The sequence below is a fragment of the Aeromonas genomosp. paramedia genome (assembly GCF_023093515.1).
GTDB lineage: Bacteria > Pseudomonadota > Gammaproteobacteria > Enterobacterales > Aeromonadaceae > Aeromonas.
The window spans coordinates 260,408-286,924 of record NZ_JAAROG010000003.1; the positions used below are offsets into that span (position 1 = coordinate 260,408).

Sequence of the window (26,517 nt, forward strand, 5' to 3'; positions counted from 1 at the left end):
GCTGAGGCAGCTCACAAAATCAGGCTTCAATCAGTGTGAATTCAATCACATAGAGCGGCGGCAGTGCGGGGTAGATGTCCCGGATGACGGTTTTGAGCTCGGCGAGGGTCATGTTCTCCTGGCGAGCGTGCTCGTCGGTCAGCTCATCGAAGGCCACGGGGGTGACCGAGAGCACCTCTATGGCACCAAAGGGCTGGTGCTCCGGATTGGTGAAGAGCGCGAGCCGCTGGCCGGGCTGCCAGTTGGCCTCGCTCTCGTCGCGGATGGTGATGGTCTTGCGGCCGGACTGGATATCGGCGACGAAGCGGCCGAAGAAGGTGAATTCCGGGTAGGTTGGGGTGTGAACAGACATCTTCTCTCCGAAGGACAAGGGGTGGGCAGGGGCCGGATCAGCCAGCGGCTGGCCCATTCTAGGTGCGTCATTGAGGGCGCGCAGCACTTTTTGCCCGGGCGTGCGAGGGGCGGGCGCCGGCGCCCTTGCTCTGCCCTGCAAAGTGGCCGCAACTGAACCCGAATGTGCGATGATGTGGGCTCCTCTTTCTTGATATGTAACAAAATGGAGGGGGACTGGCTGTGGTCTGATGGCGTCTGGCGCGGTTCTCCGCCCGGCGGACATGAACGAAAGGAGCGAGTGTGAATTCCGAGTTGATCTGGGTGCTCAGTATGCTGGTGGGCGCCATCTTCCTGTTTATTACCAACAGGGTGCGCATGGATGTGGTGGCCTTGTTGATCATCATCCTGTTCGTGTTGAGCGGCACCCTGACGCTGCCACAGGCGCTGGCGGGGTTCAGCGATCCCAACGTCATCCTGATCGCCGCCCTGTTCGTGGTGGGGGAGGGGCTGGTGCGCACCGGCATCGCCTACCAGGTGGGGGATGCCCTGGTGAAGGTGGCGGGCAGCAGCGAGACCCGGCTGCTGGTGCTGCTGATGGTGGCGGTGGCGACCCTGGGGGCCGTGATGAGCAGCACAGGGGTGGTGGCCATCTTCATCCCCGTGGTGCTGAGCGTGGCGAACCGGATGGGGATCCCGGCGGGACGGCTGATGATGCCCCTCGGCTTTGCCGGTCTCATCAGCGGCATGATGACGCTGGTGGCCACGCCGCCCAACATGGTGGTGAACAGCGAGCTGATGCGCCATGGCATCCAGGGCTTCGGCTTCTTCGGTTTCACCCCCATGGGGGTGCTGATCCTCGGGCTGGGGGTGATCTACATGCTGCTGATGCGTCACCGTCTGGTGCACGAGGGGGAAGAGGGCAAGGGCAAGCAGGCGGGGCGCAGCACAATGCGCGATCTCATCCGCGACTATCGCCTGGCCGGCCGGGCGCGCCGCCTGGCGATCCGCCCCGACTCTCCCCTGATAGGCCAGACCCTGGACGAGCTGCAACTGCGTGCCCGCTTCGGGGCCAACGTCATCGGGCTGGAGCGCTGGCGCAAGTTTCGGCGGGTGATGGTGACCGTCTCCGGCGTCACCGAGTTCCAGGCCAAGGACGTGCTGCTTATCGACATGTCCGACCCCGAGGTAGATGTGCGGGAGTTTTGCAGCGAGGCGCGGCTCGAACCCATGATATTGCGCGGGGAGTACTTCTCGGATCAGGCGCGGGAGGTGGGCATGGCCGAGGTCTCCCTCATTCCGGGATCCCGGCTGCTCGGCAAGAGCATCCGCGAGGTGACCTTCCGTTCCCGCTACGGCCTGAGCGTGGTGGGGATCCGCCGCAACGGCGAGGCGCTCACCGGCAAGCTGGTGGATGAGCCGCTGCTGATGGGGGACAGCCTGCTGGTGGTGGGCAACTGGAGCCTCATTCGCCAGTTGCAGACCCACCACAGGGATTTCCTGCTGCTCGGCCTGCCCGCCGAGGTGGACGAGATGGCGCCGGCCCGCAGCCAGGCCATCCACGCCCTGATCGCCCTCGCGGTCATGATAGTGCTGATGGTGACGGATCCCGTGCCCAACGTCATAGCGGCGATCATCGCCTGCCTGCTGATGGGCAAGTTCCGCTGCATCGACATGGAAAGCGCCTACAAGTCCATCCACTGGCCGACCCTGATCCTGATCGTCGGCATGTTGCCCTTCGCCCTGGCGTTGCAGAAGACCGGCGGGGTGGACCTCATCGTCGGCGGGCTGATCTCGGCGGTGGGGGAGATGGGGCCCCGTGTCATGCTGGCCAGCCTGTTCGTTCTCTGTGCGGCCATCGGGCTCTTCATCTCCAACACCGCCACCGCTGTGCTGATGGCCCCCATTGCGCTCGGTACGGCCCAGCAGATGGGGGTCTCTCCCTATCCCTTCGCCATGACCATCGCCATTGCCGCCTCGGCGGCCTTCATGACGCCGGTCTCCTCACCGGTCAATACCCTGGTGCTCGGGCCCGGCAACTACAAGTTCATGGACTTCATCCGCGTGGGCGTGCCCTTTACCCTGCTGGTGATGGTGGTGAGCGTCATCGCCATTCCCTGGTTCTTCCCGTTCTGACAAGGGGAAACAGAGACAAGCGGCCTGCGGGCCGCTTTTTAGTGGCCATCAATCCCGCCGCTGCGGGGGAGGTCCTGGGCTGACAAGCCAGTGAGCAGGGAGAACGGCAGGGAAGGAGAGGAGACAAGGGCTGAAATCCGGGCACAAAAAAACCAGCATGAGCTGGTCTGTTTGGTACTGCCTTGATGGTGCGGAAGGAGAGACTCGAACTCTCACGCCTAGGGCGCCAGAACCTAAATCTGGTGCGTCTACCAATTTCGCCACTTCCGCAATATTAATGGTGGCTATGACGGGATTCGAACCTGTGACCCCCGCATTATGAGTGCGATGCTCTAACCAACTGAGCTACATAGCCGTCTTGTGACCGACTCTCGTCGAAAACAAGTAAAAATGGCTGGGGTACTAGGATTCGAACCTAGGGATGGCGAGATCAAAACCCGCTGCCTTACCGCTTGGCGATACCCCAACAGTGCTCCTCGACAGTCATGAGACTGGCCAAAGAACTTTTAAAAATGGCTGTGGCACTAGGATACGAACCTAGGAACGTTGACGAGATTAAAAACCTCTTACGTTTACCACAGTGTTCACCGACAAGTTCGATGAACGGCAATAATGGCTGGGGTACTAGGATTCGAACCTAGGGATGGCGAGATCAAAACCCGCTGCCTTACCGCTTGGCGATACCCCAACTGAATGATTAATGGTGGCTATGACGGGATTCGAACCTGTGACCCTCGCATTATGAGTGCGATGCTCTAACCAACTGAGCTACATAGCCGTCTTGTGACCGACTCTCGTCGAAAACAAGTAAAAATGGCTGGGGTACTAGGATTCGAACCTAGGGATGGCGAGATCAAAACCCGCTGCCTTACCGCTTGGCGATACCCCAACAGTGCTCCTCGACAGTCATGAGACTGGCCAAAGAACTTTTAAAAATGGCTGGGGTACTAGGATTCGAACCTAGGGATGGCGAGATCAAAACCCGCTGCCTTACCGCTTGGCGATACCCCAACTGAATGATTAATGGTGGCTATGACGGGATTCGAACCTGTGACCCTCGCATTATGAGTGCGATGCTCTAACCAACTGAGCTACATAGCCAACCGTGCTTCCAGTGAGTCGTTGCCTCGTCACTGTGCGGCCGGAATTATGCGTATCTGGCTCTGGGGCGTCAACCCTTTTTTTGCCAGAAAAACCGAATTTGGGTGCGTTTGGCGAGTTATTGGACGCTGTCGCGCAAAAGCCCAACAATCTGGTTTTTTTTGCGACATTTGGCAGCAGATCCGCAACCTGCGACCATAACAAAGAGGCCAGCAAATGCTGGCCTCTCATGGGGTTAGACGTTGAACAGGAAGTTCATGATATCGCCATCCTTGACGATGTAGTCTTTCCCTTCGGCGCGCATCTTGCCCGCTTCCTTGGCGCCTTGCTCACCCTTGTAGGTGATAAAGTCGTCGAAGGCGATGGTCTGGGCGCGAATAAAGCCTTTTTCAAAGTCGGTGTGGATCTTGCCCGCCGCCTGCGGGGCGGTGGCGCCGACCGGAATGGTCCAGGCGCGCACTTCCTTCACCCCGGCGGTGAAGTAGGTCTGCAGGTTCAGCAGCTCGTAACCTGAGCGGATCACCCGGTTCAGGCCCGGCTCTTCGATCCCCAGATCGGCCATGAACTCGGCGCGGTCGGCGTCGTCCAGCTCGGCGATGTCCGCCTCGATGGCGCAGCAGACCACCACCACAACGGCGTTCTCGGCGGCGGCGATCTCACGCACCTTGTCGAGGAAGGGATTGTTGTCGAAGCCATCTTCCGCCACGTTGGCGATGTACATGGTGGGTTTCAGGGTCAGGAAGTTGAGGTGGGCAACGGCCGCCAGCTCTTCCTTGTCCAGCTTCATGCCGCGGATCATCTGGCCGTTTTCCAGGGCAACCCGAATCTTTTCCAGGGTCTCCACTTCCAGCTTGGCATCCTTGTCGCCGCCCTTGGCGCGCTTGGACTGACGGTGGATGGCGCGCTCGCAGGCGTCCAGATCCGACAGGGCCAGTTCGGTGTTGATCACCTCGATGTCATCGGCCGGGGAGACCTTGCCCGCCACGTGGATGATGTTCTCGTCCTCGAAGCAGCGCACCACGTGACCTATGGCTTCGGTCTCGCGGATGTTGGCCAGGAACTGGTTGCCCAGACCCTCGCCCTTGGAGGCGCCCGCCACCAGACCGGCGATGTCCACGAACTCCATGGTGGTCGGCACCACGCGCTGGGGGTTGATGATGGCCGCCAGCTGGTCGAGGCGGGGATCCGGCATGGGGACCACACCCGTGTTCGGCTCAATGGTGCAGAACGGGAAGTTGGCGGCTTCGATGCCGGCCTTGGTCAGCGCATTGAACAGGGTGGATTTGCCTACATTGGGCAGGCCCACGATACCGCATTTAAAACCCATGAATTGTTACCTTACGTGATGGATGCTGTTGAGGGGCCACGCGGGCAGCCCTGTCATATTGTGCGAGCCTGACTCATGTCAGGCATCTGTATTCAGACTTTCTCGGCCTTGAAGCTGTGCAGCCGGTTCATGGCCTTGGTCATGTCCTGCTTGAACAGGATGTCGGTGGCGCGCAAAGACTCATCCAGTGCGGCCTCGATCAGGCTCTGTTCACTGCTGGGCGCCTTGGTCAGCACGAAACCGGCGACCAGCTCCTTGGCACCGGGATGACCTATCCCGAGGCGCAGCCGGAAGAAGTTATTGTTGTTGCCCATCCTGGCGATGATGTCTTTCAGGCCGTTGTGGCCGCCGTGACCGCCGCCCTGCTTGAACTTGGCGATGCCGGGGGGCAGGTCCAGTTCGTCGTGGGCCACCAGGATCTCCTCCGGGACTATCTGGTAGAAGCGGGCCAAGGCCGCCACCGCCTTGCCGGAGAGGTTCATGTAGGTGTTCGGGATGAGCAGCCGCACATCCTGCCCCTCCACCAGGAAGCGGGCGGTGTGGCCGAAGAACTTGGGCTCTTCGCGCAGGCTGACATTGTGCCAGCGGGCTAACTGCTCCACATACCAGGCCCCCGCGTTGTGGCGGGTCTTGGCATATTCGGGGCCGGGATTACCCAGCCCGACAATCAGTTTGATTTGATGGGTCACGCTTGATGTCTTCACTCGCTACTTGCCATGAGCGGATGGCCCGGGGCAATGGGACGCAATATTCTAGCCGCCGAGTGGCGATCACTCAACCAAAGCTCGGCGAGCGGGGGGAATAACCCGGGAACCGGGTGTCAACGATCGCCAAAACGGGCCTGGTCAGGCCCGTTTCTGACCCAGCGACTCAAGGGGCGTCGGCTTGACCGGCACGCAGCAGGGTCACCGTCTCTTCATCCAGGGCGGTCACCAGGGGGCGGGCATGACGCACATAGTCCACGAACGAGGCTGCGTCTGTGCCGCAATCCACCTTGGCCGCCTTGCAGTCGAGGGCCTTGCCCGGCCCATAGACGGCGCTGAGCTGCTCGCCGCGCTGTGCCACTGCCAGCACCGGGAAGGCGGTCAGCTGGCCCGCGACCCAGGCGAGATCCACCCGCTCGGCACTCTGGCTCTCTGGACCCTGGTTCTCTGGACTGTGGCGCTGGGCCCGTGCCAGGGCCTGCCAGCCGTCGTTGCCGTTGGCGCTGTAGGCGTTGGTCACCACCCGGTAGCGCTTTGTATCCACCAGATCCTGCCACTGACCCCCGGCCGTTTTCCACTGCAGGCGGGTCAGCTGGCCCGCCTTGCCTGCGTCGGTCTCCTGGAAGCTGTAACGCAGGTGGCCGCCATAGGGGAACTTGCCCGCATGGGCGCTGGCGGGCAGGGTGGCGGTGATGGTCTCGGTCAGCAGGGCCCGCACCTCGGCGCCGGTGAGGGTCAGCACGGTGAGCGGGTTCTTGAACGGCAGCAGGCTGAGGGCCGCCTCCCCTTCACGCAGTTCACCGGCGGGCAAGTCGGCGCGCACGCCCCCCACAGCCAGCAGGGCGAAGTCGACCGGGCCGCCGGTCAGGGCCTGCACCTGCGCGGTGTTGGCCCAAAAATATTGGCCTTCCGCCACCAGGGGCGCGACGTCGGAGCCGTGGTGGTCGCTGCCGTTGTCACCGGGGCGGCGGGCATTTTGCAACGGTGCGGGAAGGGTGCCGATGACGGGGCCGTAGGCCTGCTCCAGCGCCGGTTTGTAGTGGCTGTCGATGATGCCGCGCAGGCGCGGATCCTCATCCACCGTCACCAGGTTGGGCTGGGCGTCGATGAACTTGCCGGCCTGCTGGCTGCGGGTCTTGTCCAGCGTCTGTTGGCGGGCCGGATCGGCGAAGAAGTCGCGGCTGGCCAGCAGCTGGTTCTGACCCTTGCAGGCGATGACCCGGCCCTGGGCGTCGAAGCTGACCCGGGCAAGACCGATGGCCTGGGCGTAGGATCCCGCCTGCACCACGCAGGTCAGGCCGACGCCGTCCGGATTGGTGACCAGCGCCGCGTATTCCCCCGTCTTGCCCCAGCCGATGTTGTGAAAATCGCCGAGCAGGCTGTGGGAGTGGCCGCCGACGATGGCATCGAGACCATTCACCCTGGCCGCCAGCGCCAGATCCCGGGCGTTGCCGATGTGGGTGAGGGCGACGATCCGGTTGATCCCTCTGGCCTGCAGCAGGTCGACCGTGGCCTGGGCCGAGGTCACCTCCTTGGCAAAGCGCAGCTTGCCGACGTTGGGGGAGATGTTGGCCATGTCTTCCAGCACCAGCCCGATGACGGCGACCAGCTGCTTGTCTGCGGGCAGATGGTCGAGATCGGTGACTGGGCTCTTCTGGTTGCCATCGAAGGCATAGACCACGAAGGGCTTGAGGTTGCTGGCCTGGCTCAGATCCGGATCGTCGCGGCTGTCCAGATTGGCGGCCAGCACCGGGAAGTTCACCCCCTGGATGAAGCGGGCCAGCTTCTGGTTGTCGAGATCGAACTCGTGGTTGCCAAGGGCCATGGCATCCAGGCCGAACTGGCTCAGCAGCTCGGCATTGGCCATCCCCTCGTTGAGCTTGAAGTAGCCGCTGCCCTGCCAGGCATCGCCGCCGTGCAGCAGCAGTATCGGCTGGTTCTTGGCGAGCGCCTCGGCCTGGAAGGCTTTCGTCATGGTGAGCAGGCGCGGATAACCGCCGAGGCGGGTGTAGAGGGTGTCGGTTTCCCCCTGTTTGCCGAAGAGGGGCCCCTTCAGCTCGGCATTGACCGAGTCGAACTGGGAGTGGGTGTCGTTCATGTGTGCCAGGGTCAGGGTGAAGGGCGGATCCTGCTGGCCGGTCAGGCAGGCAGAGAGCAGGGCGCACAGCGGGAGGAGAGTGAGGAGACGCAAGCACTTCATGGGGACATCCTTAACCTGCGGGGGCAGGGCATTACATTGACCAGGCTTGAAAAAACAAAAACCGCCAGTTGGCGGTTTTTGTCACAACGGGGTCTATCAATGCTCAAACATGGCAGAGATGGACTCTTCGTTGCTGATACGACGGATGGCCTCGGCCAGCACGGAGGAGAGGGTCAGCTGCTTGACCTTGCCGACGGCTTTCATCTCCGCGGTGAGCGGGATGGAGTCGGTGATGATCAGCTCGTCGATGACCGAGTTCTTGATGTTCTCCACTGCGGTGCCGGAGAAGACCGGGTGGGTCGCATAGGCGAACACGCGCTTGGCACCGCGCTCTTTCAGCGCTTCTGCGGCCTTGCACAGGGTGCCGCCGGTGTCGATCATGTCGTCGACGATGACGCAGTCACGGCCAGCCACATCACCGATCAGGTGCATGACCTGGGAGACGTTCGGACGGGGACGACGCTTGTCGATGATGGCGATGTCGGTGTCGTCCAGCAGCTTGGCGATGGCACGGGCACGGACCACGCCGCCGATGTCCGGCGACACGACCACGGGGGATTCGAGGTTCTTGGACTTCATGTCTTCCAGCAGCACAGGGCTGCCGAACACGTTGTCTACGGGGACATCGAAGAAGCCCTGGATTTGCTCGGCATGCAGGTCAACGGTCAGCACGCGATCCACACCCACGCTGGAGAGGAAGTCGGCGACGACCTTGGCGGTGATGGGCACACGGGCGGAGCGGACGCGGCGGTCCTGACGGGCATAACCAAAGTAGGGAATAACGGCAGTGATACGGCCAGCTGAAGCACGACGCAGTGCATCCACCATGACGATCAATTCCATCAAATTGTCGTTGGTCGGGGCACAGGTGGATTGAATGATGAAGATATCGCCACCGCGTACATTCTCATTGATCTGTACGCTGATCTCGCCGTCGCTAAAGCGACCTACGGCAGCATTGCCGAGTTTGATAAACAGGCGATCTGCGATCTTCTGGGCTAGTTCCGGCGTTGCGTTACCAGCAAACAGCTTCATGTCAGGCACGGTTTGAAACCTCGGGGTTGCATCCAGTATGTGGGGAGTCTGATTCAGACCCGTATCGTTTGGGGGCAAACGATTTATCAAGATAACGGACAAGGTCTCTGGAAGTTCATGGTGGCGCCGGATTACCCGGGTGGACGGCAGAGCCACCACCTCAGGCGCCATTATGTCAGATTGGCTGGGGTACTAGGATTCGAACCTAGGAATGGCGAGATCAAAACCCGCTGCCTTACCGCTTGGCGATACCCCAATCACTGACTTGTTGCAAAGTGACGAAGAGTGGTGATATGTTCTCGCCCTTGGCGACAAACCCATCCCAGCCTTCCGGCACCCTTGCCAACACCTTCCGAGCAGCCACTTCGTCTTCAAATTGAGCAAAGACGCAGGCGCCAGTGCCCGTCATTCTTGACGGCGCGTATTCTAGCAACCAGCCGAGCGCATTGGCAACCTCGGGGTGGCGCTTTTTCACCAGCAATTCGCAATCGTTTTTCCACACCCCTTCCAGCAGGTTGTGCAATGTCATCCTGGGGGTGTCGCGGGGCAGCTCGGGATCCTGAAACACTGCCGCCGTTGCCACATGACAATCGGGCTTGAGTACCAGATACCAGGCGCTCGGCAGCTCCACCGGTTGCAGCTTCTCGCCGACCCCTTCTGCAAACGCGGCCCGGCCGCGCACGAACACAGGCACGTCGGCCCCCAGCTGCACGCCGAGCTGTGCCAGCTCCTCTTCGTCGAGCCCCGCCTGCCAGAGATGATTCAGCGCCACCAGCGTGGTGGCGGCGTCAGACGAGCCGCCGCCGATGCCGCCCCCCATGGGCAACACCTTCTCCAGCCGGATATGGGCCCCCATCGGGCTTGGCAGCCTGGCCTGCAACAGGCGGGCGGCCCGGATGATGAGGTTCTGTTCATCCGGCACCCCGGGGATGGCCGGGCTCAGGGTGAGCAGGTCGGTATCGGCGAGCGGCTCGAATTCCAGCCAGTCGCCGTGATTGAGGAAGATGAACAGGGTCTGCAGCTCGTGGTAGCCGTCGGGACGGCGGCCGTTGACGTGCAGGAAGAGGTTGAGCTTGGCCGGTGCCGGCCAGCGGATCGGCGCCTGCCGGATGGTATCCTGCATCATGGCGCCAGGGTCCATTGGTTGATCTGCAACTTGAGGCGGCTGCCCTGGCCCGTCATGGTCAGCAGGTGCGGCAGCCGGTAGCTGTCCTGATCCCGGTAGTCCCCATAGACGATCTGCCACTGGCCGTCGCGCACCGAGGCCAGGCTGGCGTCGGGGTTGAGCTCGAATTCGGCCTCACCCGGCAGTCCCTTGATCCACTCCGGCAACCCGGCGACCGGAATATTCCAGCCGGTGAGCTGATAGACGAGGGCCTCGGCATCCTGGCTCTGATGCACCTTGCCCTCGTTGTCGGTCAGGGTGATCTCCCCCTTGCTGCGGGAGAGTTCCAGGATATGGGTGCCGATGAGGCTGGTGAGGTTGAGGCGATAGTCATCGCCGTTCTGCTGCCAGTTGAGGCGGGCGCTGCCCTTCTGGCGCGCCGTGATGATGGCCATCTTGCCCGACAGCTCCCAGTGGGTCAGCTGCTCGAGACGGGCCCGTTCCTGCTGCCAGTTGACCTGATCCCGCTGGGGTTGAGTGGTGGTACAGCCGGCCAGTACCAGCAGGCAGGCGAGGGAGAAGATACGCAACAACAAGGTCGTGCTCCGGATAAGAGATTTGCCACAGTATAAGGGGCGGCCGTATTGCTTTTAAAGACTTACCCTTTCTCGTACAATTGTCGGCCTTCATACCCTGTGCACGAAACGATCATCACCCACCCATGAGTCTGCTTGCCCTCGGAATCAACCACAACACCGCCAGTGTCGCCTTGCGGGAACGGGTCGCATTTGGCCCGGACTGCATCGATCGCGCCTTGCGTGAGCTGGTGGAGCAGCCCGGCGTCAGCGAGGCGGTGATCGTCTCCACCTGCAATCGCACCGAGCTGTACTGCAGCCTGGAGCAAGGGCAGGGGGAGCAGGTGCTGAGCTGGCTGCAGCGGTTCCACGCGCTGGAGGCGAGCGAGGTGCTCTCCGCCATCTACCGCCACCAGGACGAGGAGGCGGTGCGCCACCTGATGCGGGTCGCCTGCGGGCTCGACTCCCTGGTGCTGGGAGAGCCGCAGATCCTGGGGCAGATCAAGCAGTCCTACGCCCACGCCCAGCAGGCGGAAGCGGTGAAGGGTTCCCTCGAGCGCCTGTTCCAGAAATCCTTCTCGGTGGCGAAACGGGTGCGTACCGACACCGAGATCGGCGCCAGTGCGGTCTCGGTGGCCTTCGCCGCCGTGAGCCTGGCCCGCCGCATCTTCTCCGATCTCTCCCAGACCAAGGTGCTGCTGGTGGGGGCGGGCGAGACCATAGAGCTCGTCGCTCGGCATCTGCGCGAGCAGAGCGTCACCCAGATGATGGTGGCGAACCGCACCCTGCAGCGGGCCCAGCTGCTGGCCGAGGAGTTCGGCGCCCAAGTGATGACCCTCGAAGAGATCCCGGACTACCTGCACGAGGCGGACATCGTCATCAGCTCCACCGCCAGCCCCCTGCCCATCATCGGCAAGGGCATGGTGGAGCGCGCCCTCAAGGCCCGCCGCTTCAGACCCATGTTCCTGGTGGACATCGCCGTGCCCCGCGACATCGAAGCCGAGGTGGACGAGCTCTCCGACGCCTATCTCTACACGGTGGACGATCTGCAGGGCATCATCGAGCAGAACCTCGAGACCCGCAAGCGGGCGGCCGCCGAGGCCGAGCTCATCGTGCAGGAAGAGCGCGACGACTTCATGGGCTGGTATCGCAGCCAGCACTCGGTGGATCTCATTCGCGACTACCGCCACCAAGCCCAGCAGGTGGCGGATGAAGAGTTGCAGCGTGCCCTGCTGGCCCTGCAACAGGGCGAGAATGCCGAGCAGGCGCTCAAGGCCCTGGCCCACCGCCTCACCAACAAGTTGATCCACGCACCGACCCAGGCCCTGCGCCAGGCCGCCGCCCAGGGGGACAGCCACAAGCTGTCCCAGCTGCGCCAGGTGCTGGGGTTGTCACAAGAGTCATAGTTTGGGGGTGGCCAGCCGGCTGCCCCTCCTCCATCGAGAACACAAGATTTATGAACCCGTCATTGATCAGAAAGCTGGAAGGCCTCATCGAGCGCCACGAAGAAGTACAGGCCCTGCTCGGGGAGCCCGGGGTCGCCTCGGATCAGGACAGATACCGTGCCCTGACCCGGGAATATGCCCAGCTCGAAGACATAGTGCACGCCTTCCAGCGCTTCCGTCAGGCCGAGGAGAACCTCGAGACCACCAAGATGATGCTGGAAGAGGACGACGCCGACCTGCGCGAAATGGCGCAGGAGGAGCTGCCGCTCGCCAAGGCGACCTTCGAGGAGCAGGAGCAGGCGCTGCAGGTGATGCTGCTGCCGCGCGACCCCAAGGATGACAACAACTGCTATCTCGAGATCCGTGCCGGCGCCGGTGGCGACGAGGCGGCCATCTTCGCGGGGGATCTGTTCCGCATGTACTCCCGTTACGCCGAACGCCAGGGCTGGCGCGTCTCCATCGTCAGCTGCAACGACGGCGAGCACGGTGGCTACAAGGAGGTGATCGCCAAGGTGGATGGCGAGCACGTCTACGGCCGCCTCAAGTTCGAGTCCGGCGGTCACCGGGTGCAGCGGGTACCCGAGACCGAATCCCAGGGCCGGGTGCACACCTCCGCCTGTACCGTGGCCGTGCTGCCGGAAGTGCCGGAAGCCGAACAGATCGAGATCAACCCCTCAGAGCTGAAGATCGACACCTTCCGCGCCTCTGGGGCCGGTGGCCAGCACGTCAACAAGACCGACTCCGCCATCCGCATCACCCACCTGCCCACCGGGCTGGTGGTGGAGTGCCAGGATGAGCGCTCCCAGCACAAGAACCGCGCCAAGGCGATGTCGGTGCTCTCCGCCCGCCTGCAGGCGGCCGAGGACGAGCGTCACCGTGCCGCCGAGCAGAGCACCCGCCGCAACCTGGTGGGCTCCGGCGATCGCTCCGAGCGCATCCGCACCTACAACTACCCCCAGGGTCGCCTCTCCGAGCACCGCATCAACCTCACCCTCTATCGGCTGGGGGAGATCCTCGAAGGGGATCTGGATTGCGTCATCACCCCCCTGGTGCAGGAATACCAGGCGGATCAGCTCGCCTCCCTGGCCGAGAGCAACTAATGCCCATGCAGATCCAGCAGGCTCGTGCCCACATCATGGCGACCCTGGCCTCTGGGGAATCCCCCCGTGCCGACGCCGATGCGCTGCTCTGCCATCTGCTGGGGTGCCGGCGCAGCTACCTGATGACCTGGCCGGAGCGCGAGCTCGATGCCGACCAGCAGGCCACCCTGCAAGGGTGGCTTGACCGTCGGCTGGCCGGTGAACCCATAGCCCACCTCATCGGCGAGCGGGAGTTCTGGTCCCTGCCGCTGAAGGTGAGCCCGGCCACCCTGATCCCGCGCCCCGACACCGAGGTGCTGGTGGAGCAGGCGCTGGCGCGCTTGCCGGCCGGCCCCTGTGCCCTGCTGGATCTGGGCACCGGCACCGGCGCCATCGCGCTGGCGCTCAAGTCAGAGCGGCCCGATGCCGATGTATGGGCGGTGGATCGGATGCCGGACGCCGCCGCCCTGGCCCGCGCCAACAGCGCCGCCCTGGGGTTGCCCATCGAAGTGCGGGACGGCAGCTGGTTTGCGCCCCTGGCGGATGCACCGCGTTTTGCGATGATCGTCTCCAATCCGCCCTATATCGACGGGGCGGATCCTCATCTCGACGAGGGGGACGTGCGCTTCGAGCCGCGCTCCGCCCTGGTGGCGGACGAGCAGGGGCTGGCGGACATTCGCCTGATAATCGCCGGTGCCCCCGCCCATCTGTGCCCGGGGGGCTGGCTCCTGCTGGAGCACGGCTGGGAGCAGGGAGCCGCGGTGCGTCAGCTTCTGCTGCAACAGGGCTACTGCCAGGTGGAAACCGTGCGGGATTATGGGGATAACGAGCGGGTGACCCTGGGTCGTCTGGCGCCGTGATGATGACGGGCGGAACTGTCCGCCCCTGTGCAAGGAAATCATATGTATGTTGCTCTCAAACATCTGCACCTCACCCTGATTGTCGGGGCCGTGCTGATGTTCATGCTGCGCTTTTACTGGGCCCAAACCGGCTCCATTCATGCCCGTAACGGTCGGGTGCTGCAGGCCAGCGGCTGGCTCAATGGCCTGGTGGTGCTCTCCGGCGTGCTGCTGTGCATGGTGCTGGATCTCAATCCCCTCAACAACGGGATCCCCTGGCTCAGCGAGAAGCTGAGCGCCGTGCTGGCGGTGGCCTTCCTCGGCATGATGGCGCTGCGCCTGGCGCGCAGCAACAGCATCCGCTGGTTTGCCTTCCTGGGCGCCCTGGGGTGGATCTTCTTTATCGCCAAGCTGGCGGTGCAAAAGCAGGCCAACCTGTTCGGTTAGGGATGACGACGATGATACGTGTGGATGAGTGGACCGACTTCGAGGCCCACGACCTGGCCGAACTGGCGCTGTCGGTGAGCGACGAGATCCTGGGCCATGGCGGCGCGGGAGAGGCCGAGCTGGCCCGCCTCGATAGCTGGCTGGACGAGGCCATAGTCGAAGGTGACTGTGACGAGGTGCGCCGTCAGCTGTTGCAGGGCTTCTACCAGACCCTGGGGTTTCGGGGCGACTGGCAGGATTACTTCTCTGCCGCCAACTGCGACCTGAACCAGGTGCTGGTGCAGCGCAAGGGCATACCGGTGAGCCTTGGCATCCTCATCATCCAGCTGGGTCGCAAGATTGGCCTGGATGTGGAGGGGATCTGCTTCCCGGGCCATTTCCTGGTGAGCTTCGCCGGCCTGGAGGGGGAGGTCTATGTGGACCCCTTCAACGGGGACGAGCTGAGCCTGCACCGCATCGAGCTGCTGCTGCGCGGGGCCCTCGGCAACCTGGCGACCCTGAGCGATGACCATTTGCAGCCTGCGGGGCAGTGGGAGATCATCGAACGCCTGCTCAACGTCAGCAAGGGGGCCCTGCTGCGGGAGGAGCGCATGGCCGAGGCGTTGCGCACCAGCGAGCTGCTGCTGCGCATGAAGCCCGGTGATCCGCTGGAGACGCGGGATAGGGGCTTCATCTACGAGCAGCTCGACTGCCCCCGTTTCGCCGCCGACGATTTTGAATACTTTATTGAACAATGCCCGGACGATCCTGTGGCCGACGTGCTGAAAACCCAGCTGGCCAGCCTGGATCTTAGCCCCAAGCCCCTCCATTGAGGGCCTCTGGGGAAGCCCTTTCACTTAAGGATGCTGAGATGGAACAGAAGAATATCAAGATCAACGCGATCGACGTCGCCAACGACAAGCCCTTCGTGCTGTTCGGTGGCATGAACGTGCTGGAATCCCGCGACATGGCGATGGCGGTGTGCGAGAAGTACGTGGAAGTGACCAGCAAGCTGGGCATACCATTCGTGTTCAAGGCGAGCTGGGACAAGGCGAACCGCTCCTCCATCCACTCCTACCGCGGCCCGGGTCTGGAAGAGGGGATGAAGATCTTCCAGGAGCTCAAGGCGACCTTCGGCATGCCGGTCATCTCCGATCTGCACGAGCCCCATCAGGCCAAGCCGGTGGCGGAAGTGGTGGATGTCATCCAGCTGCCCGCCTTCCTGGCGCGCCAGACCGATCTGGTGGAGGCCATGGCCCGCACCGGCAACGTCATCAACATCAAGAAGCCGCAGTTCCTGAGCCCGAGCCAGATGAAGAACATCACCGACAAGTTCGAGGAGTGCGGCAACGATCGCCTGATCCTGTGCGAGCGCGGTGCCAGCTTCGGCTACGACAACCTGGTGGTGGACATGCTGGGCCTTGGCGTAATGAAGAAGAGCACCGGCGGCTACCCCGTCATCTTCGACGTGACCCACTCCCTGCAGTGCCGCGACCCGCTGGGGGCGGCCTCCGGTGGTCGCCGCGAGCAGGTGACCGAGCTGGCCCGTGCCGGCATGGCAGTCGGTCTGGCGGGTCTCTTTATCGAATCCCACCCGGATCCCAAGATCGCCCGCTGCGACGGCCCGAGCGCCCTGCCGCTGGAGAAGCTGGAAGGCTTCCTCAAGCAGATGAAGGCCATCGACGATCTCATCAAGGGCTTCGAGCCCCTGGATACCTCCGTCTGATCCAGCACGCCGGTTGAGTGATGCCAAATGCCCCGCCATGCGGGGCATTTTTTTATCCAGCATGTTTTCATTGGGAGCCCAAATACATCACCGACCAAACATATCATGGTTGCCGTGGTGTTAATGATGTTAAATATGTTGTGTGATTAATGTCTCTTAATTGCTTCTTATAACGTGTGAAAGTGGCGCCGTTGCGATGACGAAATAGCATGACGCCGGCGAGAGAAGGATATTTTCTCGTGACGGCTCCCTGCATGCCTATTTCTGCCATATGAGCTGTCAATTAATTAACAGGACGTTAATCATGCACAAGAAAGTATTCAGCAGCCTTTATTTCCAGGTGTTGCTTGCGATCACCCTGGGGGTATTTCTGGGACATGTCTATCCCGATCTCGGGGCTGATATGAAGCCGCTGGGTGATGGCTTCGTGAAATTAATCAAGATGATCATTGCCCCCGTTATTTTCTGCACCGTAGTGACCGGCATCGCCGGCATGGAGAGCATGAAGGCGGTGGGGAAAACCGGTGCCATCGCGCTGCTCTACTTTGAAGTGGTGAGTACCATAGCCCTGGTCATCGGGCTGTGCGTGGTCAACCTGCTGCAACCCGGGGTTGGCATGAACGTGGATCCCGCCACGCTGGATGCCAGCACCATCTCGGCCTATGCCGAGCAAGCCAAGTCCCAGGGCATCATCGCCTTCCTGCTTGACGTGATCCCGGGCAGCGTGATCGGCGCCTTTGCCAGCGGCAACATTCTTCAGGTGTTGCTGTTTGCGGTGCTGTTTGGCTTCTCCCTGCATCATATCGGCGAGAAGGGGAAACTGGTCTTCAATATGATCGACAGCTTCTCCCAGGTTATTTTCGGCATCATCAACATGATCATGAAATTGGCACCGGTTGGCGCCTTTGGTGCCATGGCGTTTACCATAGGAAAATATGGTATCGGCTCGCTGGTTCAGCTCGGTCAGTTAATTGCCTGCTTCTATGTGACCTGTCTGCTTTTCATCTTCATGGTGCTGGGCAGCATTGCCAGGGCAAATGGTTTCAGCATAGTGCGCTTTATTTCCTACATCCGGGAAGAGCTGCTGATCGTGCTGGGTACTTCCTCTTCCGAATCCGTATTGCCGCGCATGCTGGTGAAGATGGAGTCGCTCGGCTGCAAGAAGTCGGTGGTGGGCCTGGTGATCCCGACCGGTTACTCCTTCAATCTGGATGGCACCTCCATCTACCTGACCATGGCGGCCGTCTTCATCGCCCAGGCGACCAATACGCCGCTGGATCTGTTCCAGCAGCTCACCCTGCTGGTGGTGCTGCTCATCTCCTCCAAGGGGGCGGCCGGGGTCACCGGCAGTGGCTTCATCGTGCTGGCTGCCACCATCTCGGCGGTGGGGCACCTGCCGCTCGCCGGACTGGCGCTGATCCTGGGGATAGATCGCTTCATGTCCGAGGCGCGGGCCCTGACCAACCTCATCGGCAACGGTGTGGCGACCCTGGTGGTGGCGCGCTACTGCGATCAGCTCGACGAGCAGAAGATGAACGAGGTGCTCGCCAACCCGGTCAAGGGGCTGAAGGTCGACCAGCACGGATAGCCGGCGGGCGTGGCCTGCGAGGCGAGGATGGGCAGGCACTGTGGCTTGCCCATAAAAAAACGGCCCGAGTGGGCCGTTTTTCATGGTGCAGATGACCGCAGAGCGACTTACAGGCTCTGGGTGAAGGTGCGGGTGACCACATCACGCTGCTGTTCCGGGGTCAGGGCGTTGAAACGCACTGCGTAGCCGGACACGCGGATGGTGAGCTGCGGGTATTTCTCCGGATTGGCGATGGCGTCTTCCAGGGTCTCGCGGCGCAGCACGTTGACGTTCAGGTGTTGACCACCTTCGACCACGGGTTCGGTCTGGACCGGCAGTTCACGGTATTCGAACTGGCCCAGATCGGACAGTGCGACTTCCTGATCGGCGACGAAGCTGTCGCCCTTGGCGCAGATGCAGCGAGCCTGCTGCTTCTCTTCATCCAGCAGCCAGAAAGAGTTCAGCAGTGCGGCGTTGGCGGACTGGGTGATTTGGATGCCCTTGATCATGGTATGACTCCTCATAGGAAAGCGGATTCAACGGTAAGCACATTACCCTGATGTTTTTAAACCACCTTGGTGACGGGATGATTTAACGGGGCCTTGCCTTACACCTTTACTTCGTTGGGGTCATATATATCACGATGGTAATAATACGAAAATTGATCCAAATCAATAAATGCGCGATTTGCGCGCGAGAAAAGGGATTAATTCATTGAGATTAATCAAAAAGAGATCATTTTTATGATTCCGTAAGATATATAAATTATGCATTTTTTATTGGGTATATCTAGTAATTTAACTACACCTTTAGCCGTTATTCTCTTTATAAGGTCAGGGCGGGGCGTCTTATCAGGTCAGGGGGAGGGCGCCGCTGGATGGCCGGGGGAGCGGCCGCCAGGGCGCCGATGGCTGAGGCCATCGACCGTCATCTCGATAGCCAGGGTGCCAGGGGAAAGAGGGCACCGGGATGCAGGTGCGGCCATCTCCCTGAGCCGAGTCGCGGTTGCGTCTTGCTGCCCGGCCCCCTATCCTGAGCCCCTTGCGGCATTCATCGAGGATATCGGGGTGCCAGAGGCAGTGGATTCACAGAGAGAGGAGACTGGCGTGCTGACCTGGAAGGACGTGATCGGTTCTGAGAAAGAGCAGGACTATTTCAAGGCAACCCTGGCGACCGTCAGGGAGGAGCGGGAAGCGGGCAAGGTGATCTACCCCCCGGCCACCGAGGTGTTCAATGCCTTCAAGCTGACCGAGCTGGACAGTGTCAAGGTGGTGATCCTGGGGCAAGACCCCTATCACGGACCGAGCCAGGCGCACGGCCTCTGCTTCTCCGTGCTGCCCGGGGTGCGCACGCCCCCCTCCCTGGTCAACATCTACAAGGAGATGCAGCGGGATCTGCCGGGTTTTGTCACACCCGGTCACGGTTATCTGGAGTCCTGGGCCACCCAGGGGGTGCTGCTGCTCAATACGGTGCTGACGGTGCAGGCGGGCATGGCCCACTCCCATGCCCACCTGGGCTGGGAGACCTTTACCGACAGGGTCATAGAGCGGATCAACTCCCACTGCCAGGGGGTAGTCTTCCTGCTGTGGGGAGCCCATGCCCAGAAGAAGGGGCGCTTCATCGACAGGCAGCGTCACCATGTGCTGACGGCTCCCCATCCCAGCCCATTGTCCGCTCACCGCGGCTTCATCGGCTGCGGCCACTTCTCCGAGGCAAACCGCCTGCTGGTGCAGCAGGGGATGAGCCCCATCGACTGGCTCTCGGTCTGCCATGACCAGCCCGTGCCGGCCTGACCGTCTTCCTGCCCAGGGCATGCAGGCCTACCTGCTGGTCTGCGCCGCCGGGGCGGGGATTGTCTGCAACTGATTTGATTGAGTGCAAAGTTCGGGTAATAAATGACCGTATACTCGAGACAGTCTCTTTTTCAATTCAGCGCAAGGAGTGCTCATGTTATCCAGTCTCCATAAGGACCACCTCAACATCGCCAGGTTGCTGACGCTGCTCAAGCACAAGCTGGCAGCCATCCGCAATGAGCAGCCGGTGAGCTATTTCCTGCTCCGGGACGTGGTGGACTACTTGCGGGAGGTCTCCGACAAGTTCCATCACCCCAAGGAAGACATGATCTATGACTACTACCTGAAGTACAGGGTGGTGGAGGGGGAGGTCGCCAACCGGCTGCATGAGGAGCACGCCCGCCTGCTGGTGGCTGGCACCGAGCTCAAGGAGATGGTGGAGATGATACTGATGGACGCCGTCATTCCGCTTGAGCAGTTCACCGCCAAGCTGGAGCAGTTCATCGAGCAGCAGGAGGCCCACATGAACTACGAGGAGGGGGTGATCTTCCCCCATCTGCGTGACTCCCTGACCGAGGATGACTGGCGCCACCTGGAGCAGCTCTGGCAGAACAGGGCCATCAATGATCCCCTGTTCGGGGCCGAGGTGAGCCAGCACTTCCAGGCGCTGGCCAAGCAGCTCTCGCTGCCCCCCTCATCCTGAAATGGCAGGCGGACCAAAAAACGACGCCCCGGCTTGGCCGGGGCGTCTTGTTTTACTGTGTCGGCGGGTCTGTGCCGTCATCGGTAACGCCGGCAGCGCTACAGCTCCAGTTCTTCCGAACCTTCATAGGCGATGTCGATGGCTTGCAGCTCCTTCTGCAGGCGGTGCTTGTCTTTAAGCGCCTCTATCTCACGCCATTTGCGTTTCTTTCCCGTTGTCCCGCGGCTACGTGAACCCAGCTCAACGACCTCGTCAAAATCGAAGTTGAACATGTCCATGGCTCCCTCCTTGGTTTTATGGTTTTCACCATTCGTATAACACGACGCATTTGAAAATAAAACGTTTTTATGACCAGGTTGTGACAATCGGGAGGGTGGATAAAAAAAACCGGGCTGCCCTGTCGGGAGCCCGGTTTTATCGGCGCAACCCCCCCTTGTGGAGGGGCTGGCCGAGATGGCTTAGGCCGTCTTTTTACAGGCGGCTGGCCAGCATGGTTTCCAGCTTGCCCTGATCGATGGCGAACATGCGGATGCCTTCGCCCAGCTTCTCGTGAGCCATGGCGTCCTGGTTCAGCTCCCAGCGGAACTGCGCTTCGGTCATCGGGGTCGGTTTGGCCTTGCGCTCGCCGGTGTAGTCCAGTTTGCGAACCACGGCGCCTTCGGTCTTGCTCAGCTCTTCCAGCAGGGCAGGACCTATGGTCAGGCGGTCACAGCCAGCCAGCTCCAGGATCTCGCCGGTGTTGCGGAAGCTCGCACCCATCACCACGGTCGGGTAGTCGTGCTGCTTGTAGTAGTTGTAGATGGCGGTGACGGAGACCACGCCCGGATCTTCGCTGGCGGTGTAGTCACGGTTGTGCTTGGCCTTGTACCAGTCGAGGATGCGGCCCACGAACGGGGAGATCAGGAAGGCACCGGCTTCGGCACAGGCACGGGCCTGGGCGAAGGAGAACAGCAGGGTCAGGTTGCACTGGATGCCCTCTTTCTCCAGCACTTCGGCGGCACGGATCCCTTCCCAGGTGGAGGCCAGCTTGATCAGGATGCGATCGTTGCTGATGCCGGCTTCGTTGTAGAGGCGGATCAGCTTGCGTGCCTTGGCGATGCTGGCGTCGGTGTCGAAGGAGAGACGGGCATCCACCTCGGTGGAGATGCGGCCCGGGACGATTTTCAGGATTTCCAGACCTATGTTGACCGCCAGCTTGTCGCCCGCGTCGATGATTTGCTGTGCCTTGTCCTGGCTCTGGGACTTGGCCCAGTTGATGGCGTCTTCGATCAGAGCCGCGTACTCGGGGATCTCGGATGCCTTCAACACCAGGGAGGGGTTGGTGGTGGCATCGATGGGCTGGTAGCGCTTGATGGCTTCGATGTCGCCGGTGTCGGCAACTACCGTGGTCAGGGCTTTCAGCTGGGTTAATTTATCGGCCATAGCAAATATCATCTCTATATGAGGGAGCAATCCCAGGGGTTGCGGGCGTGAGACGGCCGTTCTGAAATAAAATTACAAAATCCCGGCGACTCAGGCTCAGAAAAGCACGATGGGGGTGGCCCATCGCCACTGCCTGCCTAATTAATACGGATGTGGCGCTTCCTGCAATAGGGAGCCTTGTACGTGAATCATCCAGGTGGCGGGAAGGGGGGGAGTGATAGGAGGAAAGTGTCTGATAAAAAACGACTTTTACTTATCTTTTGGCAGCGTCCGCCGGCCGGCACAAAAGCAACTTTTTTAGTTGATTCTTCAATTTGTGCAGTATGTCACACAAATACTCTTGTCAGCTACTTGAAATTTAATTACGTGTAAAACGTTTGGCGCGACCAGCCCCTGGCTGGGCGGCATCAAAGGCAAACGCTTGTCTTCCCGCGGCCCGTCAAGGCATCTGTTTTTGCCGCCATGGGTATATCGACAGGTGAGCCCCTTTCGGGTCTTATTTGTCGACTGTAGCAGCGCACATCAAGTTTTGTTGATTATTTGCGTGCTAAATGAAGCTTTTTTGCATCAAATCGCTCGTTTTTTGTCTTTCCAGTGAACCTAATCACTATTCTGAATCCCCTCCCTATGCTAGATTCCGCCCCTTCGGCGCAATGCTAATTCGGAAATTGACAGAGAGCGGTCAGCGCAGACTGACCATGGATGTGATAACAACGAGAGAATTATGGACACCTTGATTGCAATGATTAACGACCTGATGTGGGGAGCCGTGCTCATTTACCTGCTGATCGGGGTCGGACTCTTCTTTACTTTCCGCCTGGGGTTTATCCAGATCCGCCACTTCGGCCACATGTTCTCGGTACTGCGCAATAGCCGCAAATCCGACAGTGCCGGCATCTCCTCCTTCCAGGCCCTGTGTACCAGCCTGGCCGCCCGTGTGGGCACCGGCAACCTGGCCGGCGTGGCCGTCGCCATCTATCTGGGTGGCCCGGGCGCCATCTTCTGGATGTGGCTGATCGCCTTTATCGGCATGGCCACCGCGTTTGTGGAAAGTACCCTGGCCCAGCTCTACAAGGTCAAGGACGAAGACGGCAACTACCGTGGCGGCCCCGCCTACTACATGGAACGCGGCCTCGGCATGCGCTGGATGGGGGTGGTCTTCTCCCTCTGTCTGCTGCTGGCCTTCGGTCTGGTGTTCAATGCGGTGCAGGCCAACTCCATCAGCCTGGCCATGAACGTCGCCTTCGGCATCCCTGACTGGGTCAGCGGCCTGGCCCTGGTGGTGCTGTCCGGTCTCATCATCTTCGGCGGCATCCGTGGCATCGCCCGCTTCGCCGAACTGGTGGTGCCCTTCATGGCGCTGGCCTACATATTGATGGCGCTGTTCGTGGTGGCCATGAACATCAGCGAGCTGCCCGGGGTCTTTGTCCTCATCATCAAGTCTGCCTTCGGCATCGAGCAGGCGGGGTCCGGCGCCATGGGTTACGCCATCTCCCAGGCGATGATCAACGGCATCAAGCGCGGTCTCTTCTCCAACGAAGCCGGCATGGGCTCAGCCCCCAACGCCGCCGCGACCGCGACCCCCTATCCGCCGCACCCGGCGTCCCAGGGCTATGTGCAGATGCTGGGGGTCTTCCTCGACACCATCGTCATCTGTACCTGTACTGCCGCCATCATACTGATGTCAGGCCAGTTCGAGCCGGGCTCCGGCGTGACCGGGGTCGAGCTGACCCAGCGTGCGCTCTCCTCCCAGGTCGGTGGCGGTGGCAACATCTTCATCGCGGCGGCCATCTTCTTCTTCGCCTTCACCTCCATAGTGGCGAACTACTCCTACGCCGAGACCAACCTGGTGTTCCTGGAGCACAACCACAAGGGCGGCCTGATGCTGTTCCGGATGTTCGTGCTGGGCATGGTGATGTTCGGCTCCGTGGGCGAGCTGCCGACCGTGTGGGCCCTGGCGGATGTCTCCATGGGGCTGATGGCCATCGTCAACCTGATCGCCATACTGCTGCTCTCCGGGGTTGCCATCAAGCTGGCCAAGGACTACAACGACCAGCTCAAGGTGGGTCGCGTTCCCACCTTCGATGCCAACAAGTACCCCGAGCTGCGCAGTCAGCTGGAAGAGGGGATCTGGGACAACCCGCCCAAGAGCAAGCAGGCCTGAGCCCTGCGTTGATCCGGTTGGATAATGAAAGAGGGGAGCCATGGGCTCCCCTCTTCTATATGGACTTGTGCCTGCCCGAGGCGGTGCATAGGGTGATGGACTCAAAGGGGGGTTGGCTGGGAGCCTCCTTGGCATCAGCGACGAGACTTCACGCCACTTCACATCCAGCACACCTTGGCCCGTTATGCTGGCCCCACAGCTCGTCGCTGGTGCGGCGATCCCAAACAACCGAGAGGATGAAATAACCATGCAACAACAGGTGCGGATGACATTGCTGACGGCGGGCACGCTGCTCTGGACCGGTCTGGCGCAGGCCACGGCGGCCCCCCAGGGCGATCCCCTGCGCCCCCTGGTGGATGCCAGCATCCGGCCCGTGCTCAAGGAGCACAGGATCCCGGGCATGGCGGTGGCCGTGCTGAAGGATGGCAAGGCCCACTACTTCAACTACGGGGTGGCGAACCGGGAGAGCGGGGCCCGTGTCAGCGAGCAGACCCTGTTCGAGATAGGCTCGGTCAGCAAGACCTTTACGGCAACGCTTGGGGCCTACGCCGTGGTCAAGGGCGGCTTCCAGCTCGATGACAGGGTGAGCCAGCACGCCCCCTGGCTCAAAGGTTCCGCCTTCGACGGCATCACCATGGCCGAGCTCGCCACCTACAGCGCCGGGGGCCTGCCGCTGCAATTCCCCGACGAGGTGGATTCCACCGACAAGATGCGCGCCTACTATCGCCAGTGGACGCCAGCCTACCCGGCGGGCACCCATCGCCAGTACTCCAACCCCAGCATCGGTCTGTTCGGCCATCTCGCGGCCCAGAGCCTGGAGCAACCCTTTGAGCAGCTGATGAGCCAGACCCTGCTGCCCAGGCTTGGTCTGGCCCACACCTATCTCAAGGTGCCCGCCGCGGCCATGGGGCACTACGCCTATGGCTACTCGAAAGAGGACAAGCCCATCCGGGTCAACCCGGGCGTCCTGGCGGACGAGGCCTATGGCATCAAGACCAGCTCGGCGGATCTGCTGGCCTTTGTCGGCGCCAACATCACAGGCGGTGGCGACGAGGCGATGCAGCAGGCGATTGCCATGACCCACAAGGGGCTTTACTCGGTGGGCGCCATGACCCAGGGGCTCGGCTGGGAGAGCTATCCCTATCCTGTCAGCGAAGCGGCGCTGCTGGCGGGCAACTCCCCGGCGGTGAGCTTCAAGGCCAATCAGGTCAGCCCCGTTGCCGGGTCCCGGAAGACGGGGGAGGCGCGGCTCTACAACAAGACAGGCGCGACCAACGGCTTCGGTGCCTACGTGGCCTTCGTGCCCGCGAAGGGCGTCGGCATCGTCATGCTGGCCAATCGCAACTATCCGAACGAGGCCCGAGTCAAGGCGGCCCACGCCATCCTGAGCAAGCTGACGGAGTGAGGGTTCGGCCCCGTTGATTGAGGTGAGTGCGCCGGGACAGCCCGGCGTACTTTTTGGTGCTGCCCGGCACTGTCACGCCTAGGCGAATGGCTCCAATGGCCTGCCTCTCGCCACTGGATTTCCAAACTGGAATCTACCGTTCGCCATCTCTTCACTCGATGCGAGCGGGGCCCCCTCCTATAGTGCTGCCCATATACATCCTGTCCCCCATGCTCATGCCATCGACGGTCTGAGTGGGCGGGCCCTTCGCAATGGAGCATCCATGGGCATTTTCCTGCTGTGCACTTTCCTGATGATCATCCTCTACCCGCTCGGGATCGATCTCTATCTGGTGGCCGTGCCCCGGATTGCCGATATCCTGCAGGCAAGTGAGGCGCAGATCCACACCGCCTTCTCCATCTACCTGTTCGGCATGGCGGCCACAGTGCTGCTGGGGGGGATCATTGCGGATCGCCATGGCCGGCGCTGGGTAGTGCTGGGGGGCGCCCTCATCTTTGTCATCGCCTCCCTGGTGGCGGCCAATGCGACGGGGATCAGTCAGTTCTATCTGGGCCGTTTCTGGCAGGGGGCCGGGGCGGGGGCCCTCTACATCATGACCTTTACCGTGCTGCGGGATGTGCTGAGTCAGGGGCGGCTGGCGATGGCGCTCTCCATGATCAACGGGGTGATCTGCGTCATCCCGGTGCTGGCGCCGGTGCTCGGTTATCTCATCCTGTCGCATTTTGATTGGCGCGGGATCTTCGTGGCGATGGCGCTGGTGGCCGCCGTCAGCGGCCTGGTCAACCTGCTGTTGCTCAGGGAGACCCGTCCGGCCCGCCAGCAGAGTGGCGCGACCCGGCCCTTTGCCCTGCTGGGCTCCCCGCACTTCATGCTGCACTCGCTGCTGACCAGTGCCAGCGTCACCGCCATCCTGGTCTATGTGAGCGTCTCGCCGCTGATCCTGATGCAGGGGCTTGGCTTCACCACCGAGCAGTACGCCCTGGTGATGATGGTGATGGCCGGGGTGAGCATGTCCGCCTCTTTCCTGACACCGTTGCTGCTGCGCTGGCAGGGCAAGCAGAGGGTGCTGGCGCTCTCCCATCTGGCCTACCTGCTGGCGGCCTGCCTCCTGCTCGGCCACTGGCAGCTGGGGGATGACGTCCGCTTGCTGCTGCCGGGCTTTGCCCTGGTCTGCATCGGTTTCTCCTGCGGCTTCGGGGTGGCGATGGGGGAGGCGCTGGGGGAGTGTCGGCACCAGGCGGCATTTGCCAGCGCCCTGCTCTGCATCATGCAGATCAGCCTCTCCGGCCTCTATATCTGGCTGCTGGGCCAGCTTGGCGTTACCCCATCCGGGATGCTGATCTCTGCCCTGCTGTTGACCCTGCTCAGTTACCTGGCCGTCAAAGGGCTGTTACCATGGCTCGCGCTGCGCGAAGCGCGGTCGCGGGGATAAGGG

General features: G+C 61.7%; 23 protein-coding genes and 9 tRNA genes. 13 read left to right on the forward strand and 19 right to left on the reverse strand.

What is annotated here, in order from left to right; all coding sequences use genetic code 11:
• Positions 1-19 precede the first annotated feature (19 nt).
• Positions 20-352 carry a N(4)-acetylcytidine aminohydrolase gene (gene yqfB, locus HB860_RS03700; RefSeq protein ID WP_042648466.1) on the reverse strand — a complete coding sequence of 111 codons (333 nt, stop codon included), beginning with the start codon at positions 350-352 and terminating at the stop codon, positions 20-22.
• 281 nt (positions 353-633) lie between these two features.
• On the opposite strand from yqfB, the gene HB860_RS03705 reads away from it, so the two are divergent.
• Positions 634-2,466 (forward strand): SLC13 family permease, encoded by a 1,833-nt coding sequence (locus HB860_RS03705; RefSeq protein ID WP_202046449.1) that lies wholly within the window; start codon positions 634-636, stop codon positions 2,464-2,466.
• Positions 2,467-2,652: 186 nt separating this feature from the next.
• Here the strand turns inward: HB860_RS03705 and HB860_RS03710 are convergent.
• From HB860_RS03710 to lolB, 15 genes are all read right to left on the reverse strand, one after another.
• A tRNA-Leu gene (locus HB860_RS03710) sits at positions 2,653-2,736 on the reverse strand.
• 8 nt (positions 2,737-2,744) lie between these two features.
• Positions 2,745-2,821 (reverse strand) — tRNA-Met (locus HB860_RS03715).
• A 36-nt stretch (positions 2,822-2,857) separates the two neighbouring features.
• Positions 2,858-2,932, reverse strand: a tRNA-Gln gene (locus HB860_RS03720).
• Positions 2,933-3,079: 147 nt separating this feature from the next.
• Positions 3,080-3,154 (reverse strand) — tRNA-Gln (locus tag HB860_RS03725).
• 13 nt (positions 3,155-3,167) lie between these two features.
• Positions 3,168-3,244: transfer RNA gene (locus HB860_RS03730), tRNA-Met, on the reverse strand.
• A gap of 36 nt (positions 3,245-3,280) precedes the next feature.
• Positions 3,281-3,355, reverse strand: a tRNA-Gln gene (locus tag HB860_RS03735).
• 47 nt (positions 3,356-3,402) lie between these two features.
• Positions 3,403-3,477, reverse strand: a tRNA-Gln gene (locus HB860_RS03740).
• Between the two features lie 13 nt (positions 3,478-3,490).
• Positions 3,491-3,567: transfer RNA gene (locus HB860_RS03745), tRNA-Met, on the reverse strand.
• A gap of 235 nt (positions 3,568-3,802) precedes the next feature.
• A complete protein-coding gene (gene ychF, locus HB860_RS03750; protein ID WP_005330171.1) occupies positions 3,803-4,894 on the reverse strand; it encodes a redox-regulated ATPase YchF in 1,092 nt (363 codons plus the stop codon).
• Between the two features lie 92 nt (positions 4,895-4,986).
• The gene (gene pth, locus HB860_RS03755) at positions 4,987-5,583 is read right to left on the reverse strand and encodes an aminoacyl-tRNA hydrolase (protein WP_005330168.1); all 597 of its coding nucleotides are present in this window, start codon (positions 5,581-5,583) and stop codon (positions 4,987-4,989) included.
• A gap of 181 nt (positions 5,584-5,764) precedes the next feature.
• Positions 5,765-7,798, reverse strand: a complete 2,034-nt coding sequence (locus HB860_RS03760) for a bifunctional metallophosphatase/5'-nucleotidase (protein ID WP_247625782.1) — start codon at positions 7,796-7,798, stop codon at positions 5,765-5,767.
• 96 nt (positions 7,799-7,894) lie between these two features.
• Positions 7,895-8,842 (reverse strand): ribose-phosphate pyrophosphokinase, encoded by a 948-nt coding sequence (locus tag HB860_RS03765; RefSeq protein ID WP_139435637.1) that lies wholly within the window; start codon positions 8,840-8,842, stop codon positions 7,895-7,897.
• 172 nt (positions 8,843-9,014) lie between these two features.
• Positions 9,015-9,089: transfer RNA gene (locus HB860_RS03770), tRNA-Gln, on the reverse strand.
• Positions 9,069-9,959 (reverse strand): 4-(cytidine 5'-diphospho)-2-C-methyl-D-erythritol kinase, encoded by an 891-nt coding sequence (ispE, locus tag HB860_RS03775; RefSeq protein WP_247625783.1) that lies wholly within the window; start codon positions 9,957-9,959, stop codon positions 9,069-9,071. Before ispE ends, HB860_RS03770 begins: the two co-directional genes overlap by 21 nt.
• Positions 9,956-10,534: a lipoprotein insertase outer membrane protein LolB gene (lolB, locus tag HB860_RS03780; protein WP_247625784.1), complete on the reverse strand. Its 579-nt coding sequence runs from the start codon at positions 10,532-10,534 to the stop codon at positions 9,956-9,958. Before lolB ends, ispE begins: the two co-directional genes overlap by 4 nt.
• A 125-nt stretch (positions 10,535-10,659) precedes the next feature.
• Here lolB and hemA point away from each other — a divergent pair, with 125 nt between their 5' ends.
• The 7 genes from hemA to HB860_RS03815 all read left to right on the forward strand — a co-directional run bounded on the left by hemA (position 10,660) and on the right by HB860_RS03815 (position 17,616).
• Positions 10,660-11,919, forward strand: a complete 1,260-nt coding sequence (gene hemA / locus HB860_RS03785) for a glutamyl-tRNA reductase (RefSeq protein ID WP_139435633.1) — start codon at positions 10,660-10,662, stop codon at positions 11,917-11,919.
• Positions 11,920-11,969: 50 nt separating this feature from the next.
• Positions 11,970-13,058 carry a peptide chain release factor 1 gene (prfA, locus tag HB860_RS03790; protein WP_041205238.1) on the forward strand — a complete coding sequence of 363 codons (1,089 nt, stop codon included), beginning with the start codon at positions 11,970-11,972 and terminating at the stop codon, positions 13,056-13,058.
• A 5-nt stretch (positions 13,059-13,063) separates the two neighbouring features.
• Positions 13,064-13,897: a peptide chain release factor N(5)-glutamine methyltransferase gene (gene prmC / locus HB860_RS03795; RefSeq protein ID WP_247625839.1), complete on the forward strand. Its 834-nt coding sequence runs from the start codon at positions 13,064-13,066 to the stop codon at positions 13,895-13,897.
• Between the two features lie 42 nt (positions 13,898-13,939).
• Positions 13,940-14,323 (forward strand): SirB2 family protein, encoded by a 384-nt coding sequence (locus HB860_RS03800; RefSeq protein ID WP_139435631.1) that lies wholly within the window; start codon positions 13,940-13,942, stop codon positions 14,321-14,323.
• Positions 14,324-14,334: 11 nt separating this feature from the next.
• The gene (locus HB860_RS03805; protein WP_139435629.1) at positions 14,335-15,135 is read left to right on the forward strand and encodes a SirB1 family protein; all 801 of its coding nucleotides are present in this window, start codon (positions 14,335-14,337) and stop codon (positions 15,133-15,135) included.
• 38 nt (positions 15,136-15,173) lie between these two features.
• The gene (kdsA, locus tag HB860_RS03810; RefSeq protein ID WP_139435627.1) at positions 15,174-16,028 is read left to right on the forward strand and encodes a 3-deoxy-8-phosphooctulonate synthase; all 855 of its coding nucleotides are present in this window, start codon (positions 15,174-15,176) and stop codon (positions 16,026-16,028) included.
• Positions 16,029-16,332: 304 nt separating this feature from the next.
• On the forward strand, positions 16,333-17,616 hold the full coding sequence (locus HB860_RS03815; RefSeq protein WP_247625785.1) for a dicarboxylate/amino acid:cation symporter: 1,284 nt from the start codon (positions 16,333-16,335) through the stop codon (positions 17,614-17,616).
• 107 nt (positions 17,617-17,723) lie between these two features.
• Here HB860_RS03815 and grcA read toward each other — a convergent pair whose 3' ends face one another.
• Positions 17,724-18,104: an autonomous glycyl radical cofactor GrcA gene (gene grcA, locus HB860_RS03820; RefSeq protein WP_025326187.1), complete on the reverse strand. Its 381-nt coding sequence runs from the start codon at positions 18,102-18,104 to the stop codon at positions 17,724-17,726.
• A 597-nt stretch (positions 18,105-18,701) separates the two neighbouring features.
• On the opposite strand from grcA, the gene ung reads away from it, so the two are divergent.
• Both ung and HB860_RS03830 read left to right on the forward strand, forming a co-directional pair.
• On the forward strand, positions 18,702-19,388 hold the full coding sequence (gene ung / locus HB860_RS03825) for a uracil-DNA glycosylase (protein WP_202046444.1): 687 nt from the start codon (positions 18,702-18,704) through the stop codon (positions 19,386-19,388).
• A 154-nt stretch (positions 19,389-19,542) separates the two neighbouring features.
• On the forward strand, positions 19,543-20,091 hold the full coding sequence (locus tag HB860_RS03830) for a hemerythrin domain-containing protein (protein ID WP_202046443.1): 549 nt from the start codon (positions 19,543-19,545) through the stop codon (positions 20,089-20,091).
• Positions 20,092-20,189: 98 nt separating this feature from the next.
• Here HB860_RS03830 and HB860_RS03835 read toward each other — a convergent pair whose 3' ends face one another.
• Together HB860_RS03835 and tal are read right to left on the reverse strand one after the other, a co-directional pair.
• Entirely contained in the window at positions 20,190-20,369 is a 180-nt protein-coding gene (locus tag HB860_RS03835) for a DUF3545 family protein (protein ID WP_025326190.1), read from the reverse strand.
• A 193-nt stretch (positions 20,370-20,562) separates the two neighbouring features.
• Positions 20,563-21,513 (reverse strand): transaldolase, encoded by a 951-nt coding sequence (tal, locus tag HB860_RS03840; protein ID WP_139435618.1) that lies wholly within the window; start codon positions 21,511-21,513, stop codon positions 20,563-20,565.
• A 724-nt stretch (positions 21,514-22,237) separates the two neighbouring features.
• Between tal and HB860_RS03845 the strand changes: the two genes are divergently transcribed.
• From HB860_RS03845 to HB860_RS03855, 3 genes are all read left to right on the forward strand, one after another.
• On the forward strand, positions 22,238-23,677 hold the full coding sequence (locus HB860_RS03845) for an alanine/glycine:cation symporter family protein (RefSeq protein ID WP_139435616.1): 1,440 nt from the start codon (positions 22,238-22,240) through the stop codon (positions 23,675-23,677).
• A gap of 247 nt (positions 23,678-23,924) precedes the next feature.
• Positions 23,925-25,082, forward strand: a complete 1,158-nt coding sequence (gene ampC / locus HB860_RS03850; RefSeq protein WP_247625786.1) for an FOX/MOX family class C beta-lactamase — start codon at positions 23,925-23,927, stop codon at positions 25,080-25,082.
• 262 nt (positions 25,083-25,344) lie between these two features.
• Positions 25,345-26,514, forward strand: a complete 1,170-nt coding sequence (locus tag HB860_RS03855) for an MdtL family multidrug efflux MFS transporter (protein ID WP_247625787.1) — start codon at positions 25,345-25,347, stop codon at positions 26,512-26,514.
• The last annotated feature ends 3 nt before the right edge of the window (positions 26,515-26,517 follow it).